Genomic DNA, 18,783 nt, shown 5'->3' with positions numbered 1-18,783 from the left:
CGTTTCCGGTACGGCTACTTCGCGTCCAGCACGTCGCGCAGTTTCGTTGCCAGTTGCTCGATGGTGAAGGGCTTGGCCAGGAAATGCACGTCGTGGTCGAGCACGCCGTTGTGGACCACGGCGTTCTTGGTGAAGCCGGTGGTGAAGATCACCTTCAACTGCGGCAGGCGCGCCAGCGCTTCCTCCGCGAGCTTGCGGCCGTTCATCACCGGCATCACGATATCGGTGAACATAAGTGCCACGCCCGGATTGTCCGCCAGTTTCTGCAAGGCCTCCTGGCCGCTGCCGGCATGGATGACGGTGTAGCCGAGTTCGCGCAAGGCGTCCGTGGTTGATGCGCGCACGCGGGCGTCGTCCTCGACAACGAGGATTGTCTCGGTGACTTCAGCGGGATTGTCTCCTCGGCCAGTGGGCAGGACGGCCTCTTCCGCACCGAAGAAACGCGGCAGATAGAGCTTGATCGTCGTGCCTTCGCCCGGTTCGGAATAGATCTTGACGTGACCGCCCGACTGTTTGACGAAGCCGAACACCTGGCTCAGCCCCAAGCCGGTGCCCTTGTTGACCGGCTTGGTGGTGAAGAACGGCTCGAAGGCCCTCTCCATGACGTCCGCCGGCATGCCGGCACCGGTGTCGCTGACCGCGATCATCACATACTGGCCGGCTTTGACCTCGGCATGGGTGGCGGCATAACCGTCGTCGAGATGGCTGTTGGCGGTCTCTATGGTCAGCTTGCCATTGTCGTCCATGGCATCGCGGGCGTTGACAGCCAGATTGAGGATGGCGTTCTCGAGCTGGCTCGGATCGGCATGGGTTTTCCACAGGCCGCCGGCAAGCACGGTTTCGATGCGGATGGTTTCGCCGAGCACCCGCCGCAACAGGTCCGACATCCCCGTAACCAGACGATTGGTGTCGACCACTTGCGGCGCCAGCGGCTGCTGGCGCGAGAAGGCGAGCAGCCTGGCAGTCAGATTGGCGGCCCGGGTCGCCGCGTCGACCGCCGCTTCGATGAATTTCGCGATGTCGTGCTCGCCGCGCTGGAGTTTGCGCTGGGCGAGGTTCATGGCACTGATGATCACCGCCAGCATATTGTTGAAATCGTGGGCGATACCGCCGGTCAGCTGGCCGACCGCTTCCATCTTCTGCATCTGGCGGATCTGCGATTCGGCCGTTTCGCGCGTCCGGATCTCGTTGCCGAGCTCGATGTTCTTGCGCATCAGCTCCTCCTGGGCGACAGCGACATCGCGAAACCGGCGGCGGGACAGGCGGATCGTGTAGGCGCCAAGCAGGAAGATCGCCAGCAACGCCGCCAGCGAGCCGATGCGCAGCCAGTTCTCGACCCGGTCGGTGTGTTCGTCGCGCGCGGCGATCGCCGCGCCGCTGATGCGCCGGATCGTGTCCATGCTGGCCCGGATCTGGTCCATGGCGGCCTTGCCCTCGCCGCCGCGCACAAGTTCCAGCGCCTTTGCCGCATCGCCGCGGTCATAAAGCCCGATCGTCGCGGCCAATTCAGTCTGCTTTTGTGCAAGCGCATCCTTGATGCGGTTGATTTGCTGAACGAGCTCGTCATCCGGCGCGGTCATGGTGTCGATGCGGGCAAGCTGGCCCGGAATGGCTTCCACCGCCTGCCGATAGTGCACGAGGTAGGATTTGTCGCCGGTCAGCAGATAGCCGCGCTGGCTGGTCTCGGCGTCCTGCGCCAGCGACAGCAGGGTGGACAGCGATTCCTGGTAGTCGATGGTCTGGCGCGCCGCCTCGCGGTTGGCCCGCTGACCCTCGACCAGCACGGCGCGTGTGCCGACGATCAACGCCAGCACGGCAAAGCCGGTGAAAAGCGGCAGCGACTGCCATCGTATGGCGCGCCGAAGACGAGCAATCATTTGATATGCCGGACCAAAAGGAGTTTCCCGCAGGCAGCATTTGGTAAGCGGCGGCGGGGCGGAACGCAATATGCTGCAATGCTGAACCGGCAATCCGCGGCCAGCCTTGCGAAATGGCGATCATTTGGCTAAGGAGGCCGCGCATTCAGCGGCCGTCTTCTGCCGGCCGTCTTCTTCCCCTTTCGGCCCAGGCCGGCTTCAGTCAAAGGCATTTCGCTTCCATGGCGCGCATCGTGATGAAATTCGGCGGAACATCCGTCGCCGACATCGCCCGCATCCGCAATGTGGCGCGTCACGTCAAACGCGAGGTCGACGCCGGCCATGAGGTGGCCGTGGTGGTCTCGGCGATGTCCGGCAAGACCAATGAGCTGGTTGCCTGGACACGCGAAGCCTCGCCGATGCATGACGCGCGCGAATATGACGCCGTTGTCGCTTCCGGCGAACAGGTCACCGCCGGCCTTCTGGCGATCACACTGCAGAATATGGGCGTGCATGCTCGCTCCTGGCAGGGCTGGCAGATCCCGATCAAGACCGACAACGCACATGGCGCGGCGCGCATCTTGGACATTGACGGCGCTTTTTTGATCAAGCGTTTCGGCGAGGGTCAGGTGGCAGTCGTCGCCGGTTTCCAAGGCATCGGTCCGGACAACCGCATCGCCACGCTCGGCCGCGGCGGTTCAGACACCAGCGCGGTGGCCATCGCCGCCGCGGTCAAGGCCGATCGCTGCGACATCTACACCGATGTCGACGGCGTCTACACCACCGATCCGCGCATCGAACCCAAGGCGCGGCGGCTTAACAAGATTTCGTTCGAGGAAATGCTCGAAATGGCCTCGCTCGGCGCCAAGGTGCTGCAGGTGCGGTCGGTCGAGCTTGCCATGGTGCACAGGGTGCGTACTTTCGTGCGGTCGTCCTTCGACGATCCCGATGCGCCCGGAATGGGGGATTTGCTCAATCCTCCGGGAACGCTTATTTGCGACGAGGAAGAGATCGTGGAACAGCAGGTCGTCACCGGAATTGCCTACGCCAAGGACGAAGCGCAGATTTCGCTGCGCCGCGTCGGCGATCGCCCGGGCGTTGCCGCCGGCATTTTCGGCCCGCTGGCCGAGGCCAACATCAATGTCGACATGATTGTCCAGAATATCTCCGAGGACGGCAAGTTCACCGACATGACCTTTACGGTTCCGTCGGGCGACGTCGACAAGGCGCTGGCTGTGCTCGAGCGCCTGAAGGCTTCGATCGGTTATGACGTGGTGCAGTCCGAAGCCGGCATGTCGAAGGTCTCGGTCATCGGCATCGGCATGCGCAGCCATGCCGGCGTGGCCGCCACTGCCTTCAAGGCGCTGGCCGACAAGGCCATCAATATCCGGGCCATCACCACCTCCGAGATCAAGATTTCGATACTGATCGACGGTCCCTACACCGAACTGGCGGTTCGCACTTTGCATTCCGTCTACGGTCTGGATAAGCAGTAGCGAGAACGATTTGAGTTGTTGCGTGTGCGCCGGTCGCAGTGGAAACTGCGGCGGGCAAAATGCCCATTGGAGAAGAAGCCGCGATGCGTGATACGGCCAGTGGCCCGCGCGTTCTGCTGAAACGGCTCCGCGAGCTCATGCAGGAGCCGCTGGAGCCGCAGGAGCGGCTTGACCGGATCGTGCGCGACATCGCCTCCAACATGGTCGCCGAAGTCTGCTCGCTCTATGTGCTGCGCGCCGATTCGGTGCTCGAACTCTACGCCACCGAGGGTCTGAACCCGAACGCCGTCCACTTGGCGCAGCTGCGGCTGGGGCAAGGTCTGGTCGGCACGATTGCCGCCAGCGCGCGGCCGCTGAACCTCTCCAACGCGCAGGAACATCCGGCCTTCGCCTACCTGCCAGAGACTGGCGAAGAGATCTACAATTCCTTCCTCGGCGTGCCGGTGCTGAGGGCAGGGCGCACGCTGGGCGTGCTGGTGGTGCAGAACAAGACCATGCGCCACTACCGCGACGATGAAGTCGAGGCGCTGGAGACCACCGCCATGGTGATCGCCGAGATGATCGCCACCGGCGATCTCGCCCGGCTCACCCGGCCCGGCCTCGAACTCGACCTGCGCCGTCCCGTCAGCTTCACCGGCCTGTCGTTCAATGAGGGCGTCGGGCTTGGCCATGTCGTGCTGCACGAGCCGCGCATCGTCGTCACCAATTTGTTTAACGAGGACAGCGAGGAGGAAGTCCGCCGGCTGCAGGCCTCGCTCGGCTCGCTCAGGCTGTCCATCGATGACATGCTGGAACGCCGCGAGGTCGCCTTCGAGGGCGAACACCGCGAGGTGCTCGAAGCCTATCGCATGTTTGCCAACGACAGCGGCTGGGTGCGCCGGCTGGAGGAGGCGATCCGCAACGGCCTGACGGCGGAAGCGGCGGTGGAAAAGGTGCAAAGCGACATGCGCGCCCGCATGCTGCACATGACCGATCCCTATCTGCGCGAGCGGATGAGCGACTTCGACGATCTCGCCAACCGGCTGCTGCGCCAGCTGATGGGACGCGGGCCGGACGATGTCGCGGCTTCGCTGCCGAAGGACGCCATCCTGGTCGCGCGTTCGATGGGTGCGGCCGAACTGCTCGATTATCCCCGGGACAAGCTGCGCGGCGTGGTGCTGGAAGACGGCGCCGCCACCAGCCACGTCGTCATCGTGGCGCGGGCCATGGGCATTCCGGTCGCCGGCCAGATGAAGGGCGCCGTTTCCATGGCGGAAAACGGCGATGCCATCATCGTCGACGGCGAGGAAGGCATCATCCATCTGCGGCCCCAGGCCGATCTCGAAGCCGCCTATGCCGAAAAAGTCCGCTTCCGGGCGCGCCGGCAGGAGGTCTACCGGGAACTGCGCAAGAAGCCGTCTGTGACCAAGGACGGCGTCCAGGTCGACTTGTTGATGAATGCGGGCCTGGCCGTCGATCTGCCGCAGCTTGCCGAAGCGGGCGCTGCCGGCATCGGCCTGTTCCGCACCGAATTGCAGTTCATGGTCGCCTCGACCTTCCCGCGCGCCGAAGCGCAGGAGAAACTCTACCGCGACGTGCTCGACGCGGCACGCGGCAAGCCGGTCACCTTCCGCACCATCGATATTGGTGGCGACAAGGTGCTGCCCTACTTCAAGGGCGCCATCCAGGAAGAAAACCCGGCGCTGGGCTGGCGGGCGATCCGCCTGACGCTCGACCGGCCGGGCCTTCTCAGGACCCAGATCCGCGCTTTGCTGAAGGCCTGCGGCGGGCGCGAATTGAAGCTGATGCTGCCGATGGTGACGGAACTCGGCGAAATCGCCCAGGCGCGCGAGATCATCGACCGCGAGGTCAGGCATCTGTCGCGCTTTGCCCATCATCTGCCGACCAGCCTCAAGCTTGGCGCCATGCTGGAAGTGCCGTCGCTGCTGTTCCAGCTCGACGATCTGATGAAGGCGGTCGATTTCGTCTCGGTCGGCTCCAACGATCTGTTCCAGTTCGTCATGGCGGTCGATCGCGGCAACACGCAGCTGTCCAACCGTTTCGACACGCTGTCGGCGCCGTTCCTCAGGGTGCTGAAGCAGATTGCCGACGCCGGCGAGCGCAACCACACGCCGGTGACCCTGTGCGGCGAACTTGCGGGAAAACCCATCTCCGCCATGGCGCTGATCGGTCTCGGCTACCGCTCGATCTCGATGTCGCCGGCCTCGATCGGCCCGGTCAAGGCGATGCTGACCGAACTGCCGCTGGAGGAATTGCAGGCCTTCTTCGACGACAATCTGATGGCGCCGGCGCATGGGCTACCGATGCGGGCGCTGCTGCAGGCCTTTGCCGACGACCGCTCCATTCCACTATAGCATCAACCATGGTCAATCTTCCCCGCGAGCGTATGGATCAGGTCGTCAAGCGTTTCGAGATGCTCGAAGCGCAGATGTCGGCCGGGCCGGCGGCCGACGCCTATGTGAAGATGGCATCGGAATATGCCGAGCTGCAGGACATGGTGGCCAAGGTCAGGGAATTGCGCTCAGTCGAGCATGAACAGGCCGACCTCGAAGCGATGCTTGCCGATAAAAGCACCGATGCCGAGATGCGGGCGCTGGCCGAGGCCGATCTGCCCGGGGTGGAGGAGCGCATCGAGCAACTGCAGAAGGATATCCAGATCCTGCTGCTGCCCAGGGATGCCGCCGACGACAAGAACGCCATCCTCGAAATCCGCGCCGGCACCGGCGGGGATGAGGCGGCGCTTTTCGCCGGCGACCTGTTTCGCATGTATGAGCGCTACGCCGCCGAACGCGGCTGGCGCTTCGAGACCGTGTCGGCCAGCGACGGCGATGCCGGCGGCTTCAAGGAAATCATCGCCACCATTTCCGGCAAAGGGGTCTTTGCCCATCTGAAATTCGAATCCGGCGTGCATCGCGTGCAGCGCGTACCGGCGACCGAGGCCAGCGGGCGCATCCACACCTCGGCGGCAACGGTTGCCGTGCTGCCGGAGGCCGAAGAGGTCGACATCGACATCCGTGCCGAAGACATCCGTATCGACACGATGCGCGCCTCGGGTTCGGGCGGCCAGCACGTCAATACCACCGATTCGGCGGTGCGCATCACCCATCTGCCGACCGGCATCATGGTGGTGCAGGCGGAAAAGTCGCAGCACCAGAACCGGGCCAAGGCCATGCAGATCCTGCGCGCGCGGCTCTATGACATGGAGCGCAGCAAGGCGGACGAAGAGCGCTCCGAGGCGCGCAAATCACAGGTCGGGTCGGGCGACCGTTCCGAGCGCATCCGCACCTACAATTTCCCGCAGGGGCGCCTTACCGACCATCGCATCAACCTGACGCTCTACAAGCTCGACCGGGTGATGATGGGCGAGCTGGACGAGGTCATCAACGCGCTGATCGCCGACCACCAGTCGAAGCTGCTTGCCGATATCGGTCTCGATGGCTGATCATCTGCCCGGCACGCTCGGGCCGCTGCTGCGGGCAGCGCGGGAGCGGCTTGCCGCGGCCGGCGTCGCCGATCCGGCACTGGACGCCAGGCTGATCGTCGAACATTTCTCAGGCACCGATCGAACCCAGGCCATCGCCGAGCCGCAACGGGCGCTCGACGCCGGTGCGCTCGCCGCAATCGATGCTGCCTTGCGGCGCCGACTTGCCGGCGAACCGGTTCACCGCATCCTCGGCTATCGCGAATTTTACGGTCTGCGCCTCGCGCTGTCGCCGGAAACGCTGGAGCCGCGGCCGGACACCGAAACACTGGTCGAGGCGGTCCTGCCTTTTGCCAGCGAAACGGTCGAAAGGCTGGGGGAATGCCGTATCCTCGATCTTGGCACCGGCACCGGCGCCATTGCGCTGGCCTTGCTCAGCGCCGTTCCCGCCGCAACCGCCATCGGCGTGGATATTTCACAAGATGCGCTCACGACCGCGACCCGCAATGCCGAGCAACTCGGGCTGACCGGCCGGTTTGAGGCGCTGCACTCCGACTGGTTTGCAAAAGTTTGCGGCCGGTACCATGTAATTGCCGCAAACCCTCCCTATATACCGTCTGAAGACATTGGAAATCTGCAGGACGAGGTCCGCGATTTCGATCCGCGCAGAGCCCTTGACGGCGGTGTGGACGGTCTTGGCCCCTACAGAATCATCGCCGCCGAAGCGGCAGGGTTTTTGGAAGCACAAGGCAAGATTGCGGTCGAGATCGGCCACACGCAGCGCAATGAGGTCAAAGACATATTCGCGGCAGCCGGCTACAGGTTGGCCGGGGCATTTGTCGATCTTGGTGGAAACGACAGGGTTCTTATGTTTGAACAGGGAAAGCCTTGACGCAGTGCAAAAAAGCGCTTGGCAATGCCGGGGAATACGGCTAGGGTCTGCCTTAACCGGATGAGACGAAGCGGGCAGTGCTCTTAGCGATTCGGTTTTCCTTGGAAATAGCTGCCTTCTTGCGCAAACGACGCCCAAGCTTCGTGCGGGAATCGTCCGGCAAGTGATGTAACCGGAACAGGATGACACGTGGCGCCAACGCAATTGATGCGGGCGAACGCCGGTGAAGAAACGAAACGGCTGGCTGCATGAGCGCCTCCGTTCGTGAAACGTTTTTCGAAAATTTCAAAATGAAGAGAGTCTTATGAGGCCACAACAGCAGAACAGGCGCATGCGCGGTCGCAACAACAATGGCGGCGGCGGTGGCAACAACAATAACAACAACAACCGCAAGGGCCCAAATCCCCTGACGCGCAACTACGAGAGCAACGGCCCGGACGTGAAGATCCGCGGATCGGCTCAGCAGATCGCCGAAAAATACGCCACTCTGGCCCGTGACGCGCAAAGCTCCGGCGACCGGGTTATGGCGGAAAACTATCTCCAGCACGCCGAGCACTACAATCGCATTATTGCCGCCGCTCAGGCGCAGTTGCCGATCCAGAATGCCCAGCAGAACCGCGACGATTTCGACGACGATGAAGATCGCGACGATTTCGACAATGCCGGCAACGGCAATGGCGGCGAGACGCAAGCTCCGCAGGCCAACCCCGGCAACGGTCCTCAGCCGACGATCGAAGGCACGCCGGCCGAACTGGCATATGGCCAGGAAAACGGCCGCGAGAACAACAATGGCCGTGACAACAATGGCCGCAACAATAACGGGCGCGACAACAATGGCCGCAACCGTGATCGCCGTCCCCATGGCGGTTATGGCCAGAACGACCAGCGTGGCGACTATGCCCAGCGCGGCGAGCAGAACGGCCAGCGCGGCGACCAGCAGCGCTTCACCGAAACCCCGGTGCAGGCGGAGGCTGTTTCCGCGGTTGAATCCGAAGCCGAGACTGGTTTCTCCGAGCCGGCGCCGCTGTACGAAAACCTGTCGCCGGCGGCTCTTGCCGCTCGTGCCGAACTCAATGAGGCCGCCGCCGAGAACGGCGCTGCCCGCCGCCCGCGGCGCCCGCGCCGCCCGCGCACCAATGCCGATCAGGTCAGCGCCGACCAGTCTGGCGGTGACCAGGTTGGTGCCGACCAGCCGACCAACGACGCCGCCGCTACCACCGACGTGGTCGATGCGGCTCCGGCTGAGAGCCCTGCCGTCGACCCGTTCGTCGTCGACGCCAACAACTGACCGAGCAAGACGGTAATCCTTGAAACGGCGGAGAGAAATCTCCGCCGTTTTCGTTTGCTCAGGTATGCAATATCCTGTGCCGGACGTCTTGAGCGGCAATGGCTTGCGCCCCATATCTGGCGTGAACTGGACCCGGCTCCGATGAGCGGGTCCGTCACCGCAATCTGATCCGGTGCCGCAATGCGGGCCGGTGATGGAAGGAGACAGATATGAACCTCGAGAAATACTCCGAGCGCGTCCGCGGATTCATCCAATCCGCCCAGACCATGGCGCTCTCGCGCAATCACCAGCAATTCACCCCCGAACATATGCTCAAAGTCCTCGTCGATGACGATGAGGGTTTGGCCGCCTCGCTGATCGAGCGCGCCGGCGGCAATGTCCGTGATGTCAAGCTCGGCGTCGAGACCGCACTTGAGGCCATGCCCAAGGTGGAAGGCGGCAACGGCCAGCTTTATCTGGCGCAGCCGCTGGCGAAGGTGTTTTCGACGGCCGAGGAATTGGCCAAGAAGGCCGGTGACTCCTTTGTCACCGTCGAGCGGCTGCTGCAGGCGCTGGCCATGGAGAAGTCGGCCAAGACGGCCGATATCCTGGCCAAGGCCAGCGTCACCGCGCAGGCGCTGAACCAGGTCATCAACGATGTGCGCAAGGGCCGCACCGCCGATTCGGCGAGCGCCGAGCAGAGCTATGACGCGCTGAAGAAGTACGCGCGCGACCTGACCGCCGACGCCCGCGCCGGCAAGCTGGACCCGGTGATCGGCCGCGACGACGAGATTCGCCGCACCATCCAGGTGCTGTCGCGGCGCACCAAGAACAACCCGGTGCTGATCGGCGAACCCGGCGTCGGCAAGACGGCGATCGCCGAAGGGCTGGCGCTACGCATCGTCAATGGCGACGTGCCGGAATCGCTGAAGGACAAGCAACTGATGGCGCTCGACATGGGCGCGCTGATTGCCGGTGCCAAATATCGCGGTGAGTTCGAGGAGCGGCTGAAGGCCGTGCTCAACGAAGTCACTGCTGCCGCCGGCGGAATCATCCTGTTCATCGACGAGATGCACACGCTGGTCGGCGCCGGCAAGGCCGATGGCGCTATGGACGCTTCGAACCTGTTGAAGCCGGCATTGGCGCGCGGCGAACTGCACTGCGTTGGCGCGACCACGCTCGACGAGTACCGCAAGCATGTCGAGAAGGACGCCGCCCTTGCCCGTCGTTTTCAGCCGGTTTTCGTCGACGAACCGACCGTGGAAGACACGGTTTCGATCCTGCGTGGCCTGAAGGAAAAATACGAGCAGCACCACAAGGTGCGCATCTCGGATTCGGCACTGGTGGCGGCGGCAACCTTGTCCAACCGCTACATCGCCGACCGTTTCCTGCCGGACAAGGCGATCGACCTCGTCGACGAAGCCGCGTCGCGGCTGAGGATGCAGGTCGATTCCAAGCCGGAGGCGCTGGACGAGATCGACCGCCGCATCATGCAGCTCAAGATCGAGCGCGAGGCGCTGAAGGTCGAGACGGATGACGCCTCGAAGGATCGGCTCGCCCGTCTGGAAAAGGAACTCGTCGGCCTCGAGGAGGAATCGACCGAGATCACGACCAAATGGCAGGCCGAGAAACAGAAGCTTGGGCTCGCCGCCGATCTTAAGAAGCAGCTCGACGAAGCCCGCAACGAGCTTGCCATTGCTCAGCGCAAGGGTGAATTCCAGCGCGCCGGTGAGCTTGCCTATGGCAAGATCCCGGAGTTGGAAAAGAAGCTCCGGGAAGCCGAAGCCCAGGACGGCAAGGCTGGCATGGTCGAAGAGGTGGTCACACCCGATCACGTTGCCCATATCGTGTCGCGCTGGACCGGTATTCCGGTCGACAAGATGCTGCAGGGCGAACGCGACAAGCTGCTGCGCATGGAAGACGAGATCGGCAAGCGTGTCGTCGGCCAGGGCGAGGCGGTGCAGGCGGTGTCGAAAGCTGTGCGGCGCGCTCGTGCCGGCCTTCAGGATCCGAACCGGCCGATAGGCTCGTTTATGTTCCTCGGGCCGACCGGCGTCGGCAAGACGGAGCTGACCAAGGCGCTGGCGAGCTTCCTGTTTGACGATGAGAGCGCGATGGTGCGCATCGATATGTCGGAGTTCATGGAGAAGCACTCGGTCGCCCGGCTGATCGGCGCACCTCCTGGCTATGTCGGCTATGAGGAAGGCGGCGCGCTGACCGAAGCGGTGCGGCGGCGGCCCTATCAGGTCGTGCTGTTCGACGAGATCGAGAAGGCGCATCCCGATGTCTTCAACGTGCTGCTGCAAGTGCTCGACGACGGGCGGCTGACCGACGGCCAAGGCCGTACGGTCGACTTCCGCAACACGCTGATCATCATGACGTCGAACCTCGGCGCCGAATATCTGGTCAATCTCGGCGAAGACCAGGATGTCGATGCCGTGCGTGACGAGGTGATGAGCGTGGTGAGAGCCTCGTTCCGGCCGGAGTTCCTCAACCGCGTCGACGAGGTGATCCTGTTCCACCGGCTGCGCCGGCAGGATATGGGCCGCATCGTCGAGATCCAGCTCAAGCGGCTGGAAAGCCTGCTTGTCGATCGCAAGATCACGCTGTCGCTCGACCAGGAATCGGTCGACTGGCTGGCGGCCAAGGGCTACGACCCGGCCTATGGCGCGCGGCCGCTGAAGCGGGTGATGCAGAAGGACCTGCAGGACCCGCTGGCCGAGAAGATCCTGCTCGGCGAGATCCTCGACGGTTCGACCGTCAAAGTCACCGCTGGGTCCGACCGGTTAAATTTCCGGTCGAAGCCCAGTGTGGTGGCGACTGAAGCCGCAGCCTGATCAATACGCCGCGCGTCCCGAACGGACGCGCGGCGTTTTCTTGTGAATTCGCGGGGGGCGAATGACGCTGGACGACTACAACAGTTTCTGCGCCTCGCTGCCGCAGACGACTCGTGTCGTGCAATGGGGCGGCGCCCATGTCTGGAAAGTCGGCGGCAAGGTCTTTGCCATCGGCGGCTGGAATGATGGCGAACAGCTTTTCGTCACCTTCAAATGTTCTGAAATGGCCTATGACATTCTGAAGGACCAGCCCGGCTGCCGGCCGGCGCCGTACCTCGCTTCGCGCGGCATGAAATGGATCCAGCGTCAGACAAGCCAGAGCATGGATGATGATGCGCTGAAGGACTATCTCGGCGAAAGCCATCGCCTCGTCGTCCTCAAGCTGACGAAGCAGACGCGCAAGGAATTGGGCCTGTAGCGACCTGAAATCCGCCATCTTCATGCCCGGTTCATGTTGGAAAGCTTATGTTCTGGTTTGCTGGCGAAGGGGTTTGCCTGCAGGCTTTTTGACGGTCAGGGCGTTGCTTGCGCATCCAAACGGTGGCGAGAGCGTTCTGAAGGGACACTGCCGGGGCTGCGGCAATTACGACCGGAGAGTATGACCACCATGTTCCGCACGATCTTTGCCTTTTCGGTGCTCGCCGCCGGGCTGCTTGCGTCCAGCGCCATGGCATCGCCGACGGTGGATAGTGCACTGCCGGTTGTTCGCGCTGCCGATAGCGGCGGCATCGTGCTTGCCCAGGACGGCAACCTCGACATCTATTACGACGCCAGGGGCAACCGCGTCATTGTCGATGCCGACACCGGCAAGGTCATCGCCATCCAGCCGCCGCAGACCAGGCTCGACCGCCGTGCGCTGCGCCGTCAGATGCGGGCGCGCGAACTTGGACGTGCACCGGTCGAAGACGACGACCGCTATTATCTCGACGATCCCGAAGACATGGCGCGTTTCCGCCGCAGGCAATTGGAAGAGCAAGGCAGGGTCATTCCGCCGGACGACGAGTACGATCCAGACAGCGGCAATTCGGTGGATGCCTATCCGTCGGCGCCACAGGATGACGCCAGTGATGGCGACATTTATCCGGAAGCACCGAAGTCTGCCGAGCCGCGCCCCGTCAAGCGCCAGCCGCTGAACGAAGCCTCGATCGAACCGGCGGCACCCGGCGACCAGGCCACTCTGCCGCCCAGGACCGATGGCGGCAAGACCGTCGTCGACCCTTCGCTTTCGCTCGGGGCACGCCAGGATGTGGCGGCTCTGCAGGTGCTGCTCGACCGCGCCGGCGCTTCGCCCGGCGTCATCGACGGGCGCTTCGGCTCCAATGTCGACAAGGCGCTGGCCGCCTATAACCAGATCACCGGCAGCAATCTGCGCTCGACCGACGCCGTCGGCATCCAGGCAGCGCTGGCGCAAACCGGGGGCGAGGCTTTCGCAAACTATACGATCACTCCGGAGGACGCGGCCGGTCCTTATGTCGCCTCGATACCGGAAGATTACAGCCAGAAAGCGCAGCTCGACCGCATGGCCTACACCTCCGTCACCGAGGCGCTGGCCGAACGCTTCCACATGGACGAGACCTATCTGAAGGGACTCAATCCAGAGGCCGACTTCAACCGTCCCGGTACCATCATCAAGGTCGCCAATTTCGGCAGGCTGGTCGCAACGCCGGTTGCCCGCATCGTCGCCGACAAGGACAAGAAGCAGGTGTTCGCCTATGATGCAGCCGGCAAGCTGGTTGCGGCCTATCCCGCCACCATCGGCTCAGCCGACACGCCGTCGCCCACCGGCACCCATACAGTGTCGCGGGTCGCGCTCGATCCGAACTACACCTACAACCCCAGCATCAATTTCAAGCAGGGCCAGAACGACAAGATCCTGACCATTCCGCCCGGTCCCAACGGCCCGGTCGGCTCGGTGTGGATTGCGCTGGACAAGCCGACCTATGGCATTCACGGCACGCCCGATCCCTCCAAGATCGGCAAGACCGAAAGCCATGGCTGCGTGCGCCTGACCAACTGGGATGCGCGAGAACTGGCCAAGCTCGTCTCGCCGGGCGTCACGGTGGAATTCGTCGGCGGACCAACAATCGCGGATGTCGGCGGGACCTCAACCGATGAGTTTACGCAGCAGTGAGGCGCGCGGCGCGGCAGCATAGATGAGCTGTACCAGCAGGATGAAACCGATGCTGAGCAGCGGCGTGATCAGGCACAGCGCCGCGCCGGCCGCCCACAGCGCCTGTGCCTTGACGATACGATTGTAGACCGTGCGCCGCGCTTCAGCGTCCACATCCTCGGCGATCATGCCGTTCCCGTCGGCATACCACCAACTGGCGAACAACGTTGCGCCCAGCATCAGCAGGTTCAGCCAGTAGACGAGCACCGCGATCTTGAACTCCAGGAAATCGGCAAGAAGGTCGGTCGAGAAGGGCAGCAGCGCGACGAAGGCGAGAAAGCATAGGTTCAGTGTCGCGAGCCTGCGGTCCGACTTCGCGATCAGCCCGTGCTGCGCCTGCTGGCCGAACCAGAAGATGGTCAGCGTCAGGAAGCTCAGTGCATAGGTCAGGAAGCGGGGCGCCAGTGCTGCGATCGCCGAAAGCAGCTCGCCCTCGGAGTGGACCATTTCGTGCGCCGGCACCCGAATCTCAAGCACGATCAGGGTGAGCGCGATGGCAAAGACGCCATCGGTGATGCCGACAACGCGCCCGCGCGCCTCTACCGATGGTTCGAGCGGTCGTTTCATGCGGCTTCCCCTTGCTTTGTACGTTGCAAGAAACTTAACACGCGCCATGTGCCGGTTGCATCCATTGAGGCGTGGTTCCTGCCCATGCGGTCAGGTCGATCTGGTTTCAAGGACTGCGAAGCTCTGGCTGGTTGTTGCCAAGGCATCCGAAGTCTAAGCAGGCTCTCATGAAGTCTCCTAGCGAAGCTGCAGCAATCCCCCTGACCAGCTCTCTTGCCAATGGTTCGTTTTGTCCGCCGGCGCAGCGCAAGTTCGTGCTGGTCGCGGCGATCCTGGCGTCTGCGCTCGGCTTCATCGACGGGTCGATCCTGGCCATCGCCATGCCGGCGATGCGCGTCGACCTCGGCGCCAGCCTGGCCGAGGCGCAGTGGATTTCCAATGCCTATGCGCTGACACTGTCGGCGCTGATCCTGGCCGGGGGTGCCGCCGGCGACCGATTTGGCCTCAGGCGCGCCTTCGTCGCCGGCATTGCACTGTTCATTGTCGCTTCGCTCGCCTGCGCCGTGGCGCCGAACGCGCTGGTGCTGATCGCCTTTCGCGCCATTCAAGGCATCGGTGCGGCGATCATGGTGCCGGGCAGTCTCGCCATCATCGCCAAGGCCTATCCCAAGAAAGAGCGCGGCCGGGCGATCGGAATCTGGGCTGCCGCTTCGGCGCTGACGACGGCGCTCGGTCCGGTGCTGGGCGGCTTTGTCCTGGCTGCCTTTGGCGGCGGCATCTGGCGAGCGATCTTTGCCGTCAACCTGCCGCTTGGGCTGATCTCGATCTATCTCCTGTTGGCCAAGATTCCCGCCGACGCGCCGACGGAGAAGCGAGGCCTCGATCTCGGCGGCGCCGCTCTCGCCACGCTTGCCTTCGGGGCGCTTGCCTACGGACTGACCGCGATGAGTGCCGAAGGCGGAGGACTGATGTCGGGGCCGAGCATCGCCGCGGGCGCGCTGCTGCTCGTCGTCTTCATCATCTTCGAGCTTCGACAGAGCGAGCCGATGATCGATCTCAAGCTGTTTCGGATCGGCGCCTTCGCCGGCGCCAATGTCGCCACGTTCTTCCTCTATTTCGCGCTGTCGGCCAATTTGTTCTACCTGCCGATGCTGTTGATTGCCGGTTGGGGGCTGAGCACCAAGGAGGTGGGCTTCATCTTCCTGCCGCTGTCGGCGTCGATCGCACTGCTGTCGGGTCCCGTCGGCCAATGGTCGGATCGGATCGGTCCGCGGTTTCCGATCGCCAGCGGCTGCCTGGTCGTGGCCTTTGCCTTTGCCGGGCTTGCTTTGCTCACCCATGCCGGCATGCACAATTTCTGGACCGGCACCTTTCCGCTGATGGCGGTGATGGGGCTCGGCATGGCGCTGGTGGTGTCGCCGCTGTCGACGGCGATCATGACGGCGGTCGAGGACAAGGATACCGGTGCTGCGTCGGGCATCAACAATGCTGTCTCGCGCATTGGCGGACTGATCGCGGTGGCGGCGATGGGGTCGCTCGCGGCCTGGGTCTATTCGAGGATGCTCGACACCAGCGTCAGGTCGGGCATTCCGGGGTTTGGCGAACCGGTATCGGCGGGCCTGGCGCCCGAACTTGATGCAACACGGCTCGCCGCCAGCGATGCGGCGTTCGCGGCCGTGTCAACGGTGACGGCGCTGCTTTGCCTGCTTGCTGCTATTATCGCCTGGGCGACCGTTTCTGGGCAAAAGCTGCCCTGGTCACGAGCCGAAGAGAATCAGTCGACCTGATTCGGGGCAATCTGATTCGGCGACTAACTAATTCGCAGCACGAAGACTCAGCCTTCGATCTTGGCGCTGGCGACCTTCAGCGAATTGCTGTCTTCCTGCTTGAGCAGGTCGTCGATGCGCTCGCGTTCGCGCTTGAAGGCGACGAGGTCGTCGCCCTTCAGCACCTTGCCGACCGGCAGGCGCACGCGCATCGGGTCGACCTTGGTGCCGTTGACGATCAGCTCGTAGTGAAGATGTGGGCCGGTCGAGAGGCCGGTCTGGCCGAGATAGCCGATGGTCTGGCCCTGGCGGACATGAACGCCGGGTTCGATGCCTTTGGCAAAGGCGCTCTGGTGATTGTAGGAGGTCTCGTAGCCATTGGCGTGGCGGATGATGATCTGCTTGCCGTAGCCGCCGGCCCAGCCGGCCTTTTCGACAGTGCCGTTGCCGGCGGCAATGATCGGCGTTCCGATCGGCGCAGCCCAGTCAACGCCGGTGTGCATGCGGACATAGCCGAGGATCGGATGGCGGCGGGCGCCGAAGCCGGAGCGGAATTTTCCCGCGGGCAGGGGATTACGCAGCAGGAACTGCTCGGCGCTCGAACCATCCTCGTCGAAATAGTCGGTCGAGCCGTCCTGCATCTGGAAGCGGTAGAAATTTCGCGTCTGGCCGCCGAAGGTCGACGAGACATAGAGAAGTTCCGATTCGTCGGAGGCCTGGTCGTCGCCGTCCGGCTGCGAGAACAGCACGTCGATGCGGTCCGACGGATTGAGCCTGGACTGGAAATCGACGCCGGAGGCCAAAAGCTTGACCAGTTGCTGGGTCAGCTTCTTAGACATGCCATAGGAATAGGCGGCGCGGTAAATGCCGTCATAGACGTTCGGCAGATTGCCGCGCACCACCACCGGCGCGGAGGAATCGTCAAATGCCGTCAGCAATTCGGGATTCGGTTCGGGTTCCTGCGCCGGCACATACTGGCCGTGATCGTCGAGCGCGATGGTGACGATGTGCGTGGTCTTGTCATAGACGCTGGTGCGGACCACCCTGGCGGCGTCACCATGCACTTCGAGCCCGACGCGCAGCACGGTTCCGGCTTTCAGCGCCGGTGCGTTTAGCAGCTTGCCGATCGCCTCGGCCATGCCGGTGGCGTCATCGCCCGTATAGCCCGAATCGGCAAAGGCCTCGGCAATGTCGCGGTCCCTGGTAAAGGGGATGATTTCCTCGGCGAAAGCCGGGGTCTGGTCGTCGATGGCGACGCGTGGCGCCACCGAAACGTTTTCCGGCACGATCTTGACGTCATAGGAACCGGCCATCGATTCGGCGAAGGCGTCGCCGAATCGCTGCGGGTCGACATAATGCAGCGAGGCAACCTGGATAGCGCCGTCGCTGAGATCCGTTCCGGCCTCGCGCACCACCTTTTCCACCTCGTCGGCGGACAGGTCGCTCTTTTCGTCGAAGGAGGCCGTCTCGATCGGAAAATCGACAGTCTTCAGGCTCATCTCGCTTTCGACCTTGGCGCCGTAGATCTGGCCGCCAACCGCGGAAGCCGTCGCCGGCTGCGCCGGCGTTGAGTCGCCATCGTCGCCGAACACCTGCATCGGGTCGAAAGGCGGGTAGGCGCGGTTGGTGGTGTGGCCGGCGGCCAGCGCCATCTTGATCTGCACGAACGGCATGGTGTGGATAACGTCGCGGTCGCCGACCTTGGTCACCATCGACACTTCCATGCGCCGGCGGTCCTTGGCCTTGGCAATCTGGCGCGGCGCCACCAGCCTGGTGGTCTTGGCGACCTCGCCGGAATCGCCGCCGCTTTCGAGCTGGGCCAGTTCGGCGATTTCGGGCGGGGTTGCCAGTTGCTGGCGGCCGTCAAGGGCGGCAAACAGCGCCACGCCCATCAGCACGCTCGAGGTCACGCCAGTAAGGAAGGTGCCCGACAGCCAGCGCGCCGAAACCTCGCGCCGGTCGGGCGGTCCGCTGCGGCCATCCGCGATCAGCGGCGGCTCATTGCCGAGTTCGGCTATGACATCTTCCGTGTCTGGCATCCAGAAAGGCTGCTTCTTCCCCGGGCGGAACGGCTTTTCGCTTCTGTTGGGCCATGACATTTGCCTGTCACGGCGGGTGAAGTCAACGAAGCGGCGAAATCCCCACTCACACGCTCTGTTTTACAGCCCCTTATAAAGAGGCGTCTTTACGCTCTTATGAGAGGCCGAACCGACGGTGTGCAGACCCCGCCTTGATCTCTTCCAGGAAGGCGTCGCGCGGGCCGCGCGGGAGCCTTCCTTGTTGGCCTTGGTGTCGAATGGCAATGCGGCGGCAATAGGGCTCCTTTTTGGCGACGCCTATGTTCCCCTGCGGCAGTCCGCGGGCTCCAAAACTTCTGTCGCAAAAAGTTCAAAAACATGGCTGAAGGCAGTTGACAGTTTGTCTGGGTGGCGACTATATACGCCTCACGAACGAGGGCGGTGCGCCGCAGGCGGCGAAGCAGTTTGCTTCTGATTAAGCCCTTGTGAAATTCAAGAGAGCCGCGTAAGCGACACTCGGACGGCCCCGAAGCCAAAAGCGTAACGGGCCACG

At 63.5% G+C, this 18,783-nt stretch carries 12 protein-coding genes; 9 read left to right on the top strand and 3 right to left on the bottom strand.

Translation table 11 applies throughout. From position 1 onward, the window contains the following. Positions 1-14: 14 nt before the first annotated feature. Positions 15-1,877, bottom strand: coding sequence for a CHASE3 domain-containing protein (locus tag FJV77_RS08550; protein WP_246691191.1), 1,863 nt, complete (start codon positions 1,875-1,877; stop codon positions 15-17). Positions 1,878-2,098: 221 nt separating this feature from the next. Between FJV77_RS08550 and FJV77_RS08545 the strand changes: the two genes are divergently transcribed. The 8 genes from FJV77_RS08545 (at position 2,099) to FJV77_RS08510 (ending at position 13,900) form a co-directional block, all read left to right on the top strand. Then, positions 2,099-3,352: an aspartate kinase gene (locus FJV77_RS08545; RefSeq protein ID WP_112619289.1), complete on the top strand. Its 1,254-nt coding sequence runs from the start codon at positions 2,099-2,101 to the stop codon at positions 3,350-3,352. A gap of 83 nt (positions 3,353-3,435) precedes the next feature. Beyond that, positions 3,436-5,706 carry a phosphoenolpyruvate--protein phosphotransferase gene (gene ptsP / locus FJV77_RS08540; protein ID WP_142866384.1) on the top strand — a complete coding sequence of 757 codons (2,271 nt, stop codon included), beginning with the start codon at positions 3,436-3,438 and terminating at the stop codon, positions 5,704-5,706. An 8-nt stretch (positions 5,707-5,714) separates the two neighbouring features. Beyond that, positions 5,715-6,794: a peptide chain release factor 1 gene (gene prfA / locus FJV77_RS08535; protein ID WP_142866383.1), complete on the top strand. Its 1,080-nt coding sequence runs from the start codon at positions 5,715-5,717 to the stop codon at positions 6,792-6,794. Continuing rightward, a complete protein-coding gene (prmC, locus tag FJV77_RS08530; protein WP_142866382.1) occupies positions 6,787-7,665 on the top strand; it encodes a peptide chain release factor N(5)-glutamine methyltransferase in 879 nt (292 codons plus the stop codon). The genes prfA and prmC overlap by 8 nt, the downstream gene beginning before the upstream one ends. Positions 7,666-7,969: 304 nt before the next feature. Further along, positions 7,970-8,953 (top strand): DUF4167 domain-containing protein, encoded by a 984-nt coding sequence (locus tag FJV77_RS08525; RefSeq protein WP_142866381.1) that lies wholly within the window; start codon positions 7,970-7,972, stop codon positions 8,951-8,953. 209 nt (positions 8,954-9,162) lie between these two features. Then, complete coding sequence (clpB, locus tag FJV77_RS08520) at positions 9,163-11,769, top strand: ATP-dependent chaperone ClpB (protein ID WP_142866380.1); 2,607 nt, start codon at positions 9,163-9,165, stop codon at positions 11,767-11,769. A 61-nt stretch (positions 11,770-11,830) separates the two neighbouring features. Continuing rightward, positions 11,831-12,187, top strand: coding sequence for an MmcQ/YjbR family DNA-binding protein (locus FJV77_RS08515; protein ID WP_142866379.1), 357 nt, complete (start codon positions 11,831-11,833; stop codon positions 12,185-12,187). A gap of 189 nt (positions 12,188-12,376) precedes the next feature. After that, positions 12,377-13,900, top strand: coding sequence for a L,D-transpeptidase family protein (locus tag FJV77_RS08510; RefSeq protein ID WP_142866559.1), 1,524 nt, complete (start codon positions 12,377-12,379; stop codon positions 13,898-13,900). Here the strand turns inward: FJV77_RS08510 and FJV77_RS08505 are convergent. Further along, a complete protein-coding gene (locus tag FJV77_RS08505) occupies positions 13,874-14,506 on the bottom strand; it encodes a TMEM175 family protein (protein WP_142866378.1) in 633 nt (210 codons plus the stop codon). The genes FJV77_RS08510 and FJV77_RS08505 overlap by 27 nt on opposite strands. Before the next feature lie 167 nt (positions 14,507-14,673). Here FJV77_RS08505 and FJV77_RS08500 point away from each other — a divergent pair, with 167 nt between their 5' ends. Further along, positions 14,674-16,233 (top strand): MFS transporter, encoded by a 1,560-nt coding sequence (locus tag FJV77_RS08500; RefSeq protein WP_142866377.1) that lies wholly within the window; start codon positions 14,674-14,676, stop codon positions 16,231-16,233. Positions 16,234-16,280: 47 nt separating this feature from the next. On the opposite strand, the gene FJV77_RS08495 is transcribed toward FJV77_RS08500, so the two are convergent. Continuing rightward, positions 16,281-18,251, bottom strand: a complete 1,971-nt coding sequence (locus FJV77_RS08495; protein ID WP_142866376.1) for a M23 family metallopeptidase — start codon at positions 18,249-18,251, stop codon at positions 16,281-16,283. Positions 18,252-18,783 lie beyond the last annotated feature (532 nt).

This window comes from Mesorhizobium sp. WSM4306 (assembly GCF_007003975.1).
In the GTDB taxonomy this organism is placed as follows: domain Bacteria; phylum Pseudomonadota; class Alphaproteobacteria; order Rhizobiales; family Rhizobiaceae; genus Mesorhizobium.
Note: the sequence above shows the minus strand (reverse complement) of the source record. Positions and strands in the feature narration are given on the sequence as shown.

Coding starts and splice junctions, on each gene's coding strand:
- FJV77_RS08550 (WP_246691191.1), bottom strand. CDS start 1,877: ATGATTGCTCGTCTTCGGCGCGCCATACGATGGCAGTCGCTGCCGCTT.
- FJV77_RS08545 (WP_112619289.1), top strand. CDS start 2,099: ATGGCGCGCATCGTGATGAAATTCGGCGGAACATCCGTCGCCGACATC.
- ptsP (WP_142866384.1), top strand. CDS start 3,436: ATGCGTGATACGGCCAGTGGCCCGCGCGTTCTGCTGAAACGGCTCCGC.
- prfA (WP_142866383.1), top strand. CDS start 5,715: ATGGTCAATCTTCCCCGCGAGCGTATGGATCAGGTCGTCAAGCGTTTC.
- prmC (WP_142866382.1), top strand. CDS start 6,787: ATGGCTGATCATCTGCCCGGCACGCTCGGGCCGCTGCTGCGGGCAGCG.
- FJV77_RS08525 (WP_142866381.1), top strand. CDS start 7,970: ATGAGGCCACAACAGCAGAACAGGCGCATGCGCGGTCGCAACAACAAT.
- clpB (WP_142866380.1), top strand. CDS start 9,163: ATGAACCTCGAGAAATACTCCGAGCGCGTCCGCGGATTCATCCAATCC.
- FJV77_RS08515 (WP_142866379.1), top strand. CDS start 11,831: ATGACGCTGGACGACTACAACAGTTTCTGCGCCTCGCTGCCGCAGACG.
- FJV77_RS08510 (WP_142866559.1), top strand. CDS start 12,377: ATGTTCCGCACGATCTTTGCCTTTTCGGTGCTCGCCGCCGGGCTGCTT.
- FJV77_RS08505 (WP_142866378.1), bottom strand. CDS start 14,506: ATGAAACGACCGCTCGAACCATCGGTAGAGGCGCGCGGGCGCGTTGTC.
- FJV77_RS08500 (WP_142866377.1), top strand. CDS start 14,674: ATGAAGTCTCCTAGCGAAGCTGCAGCAATCCCCCTGACCAGCTCTCTT.
- FJV77_RS08495 (WP_142866376.1), bottom strand. CDS start 18,251: ATGCCAGACACGGAAGATGTCATAGCCGAACTCGGCAATGAGCCGCCG.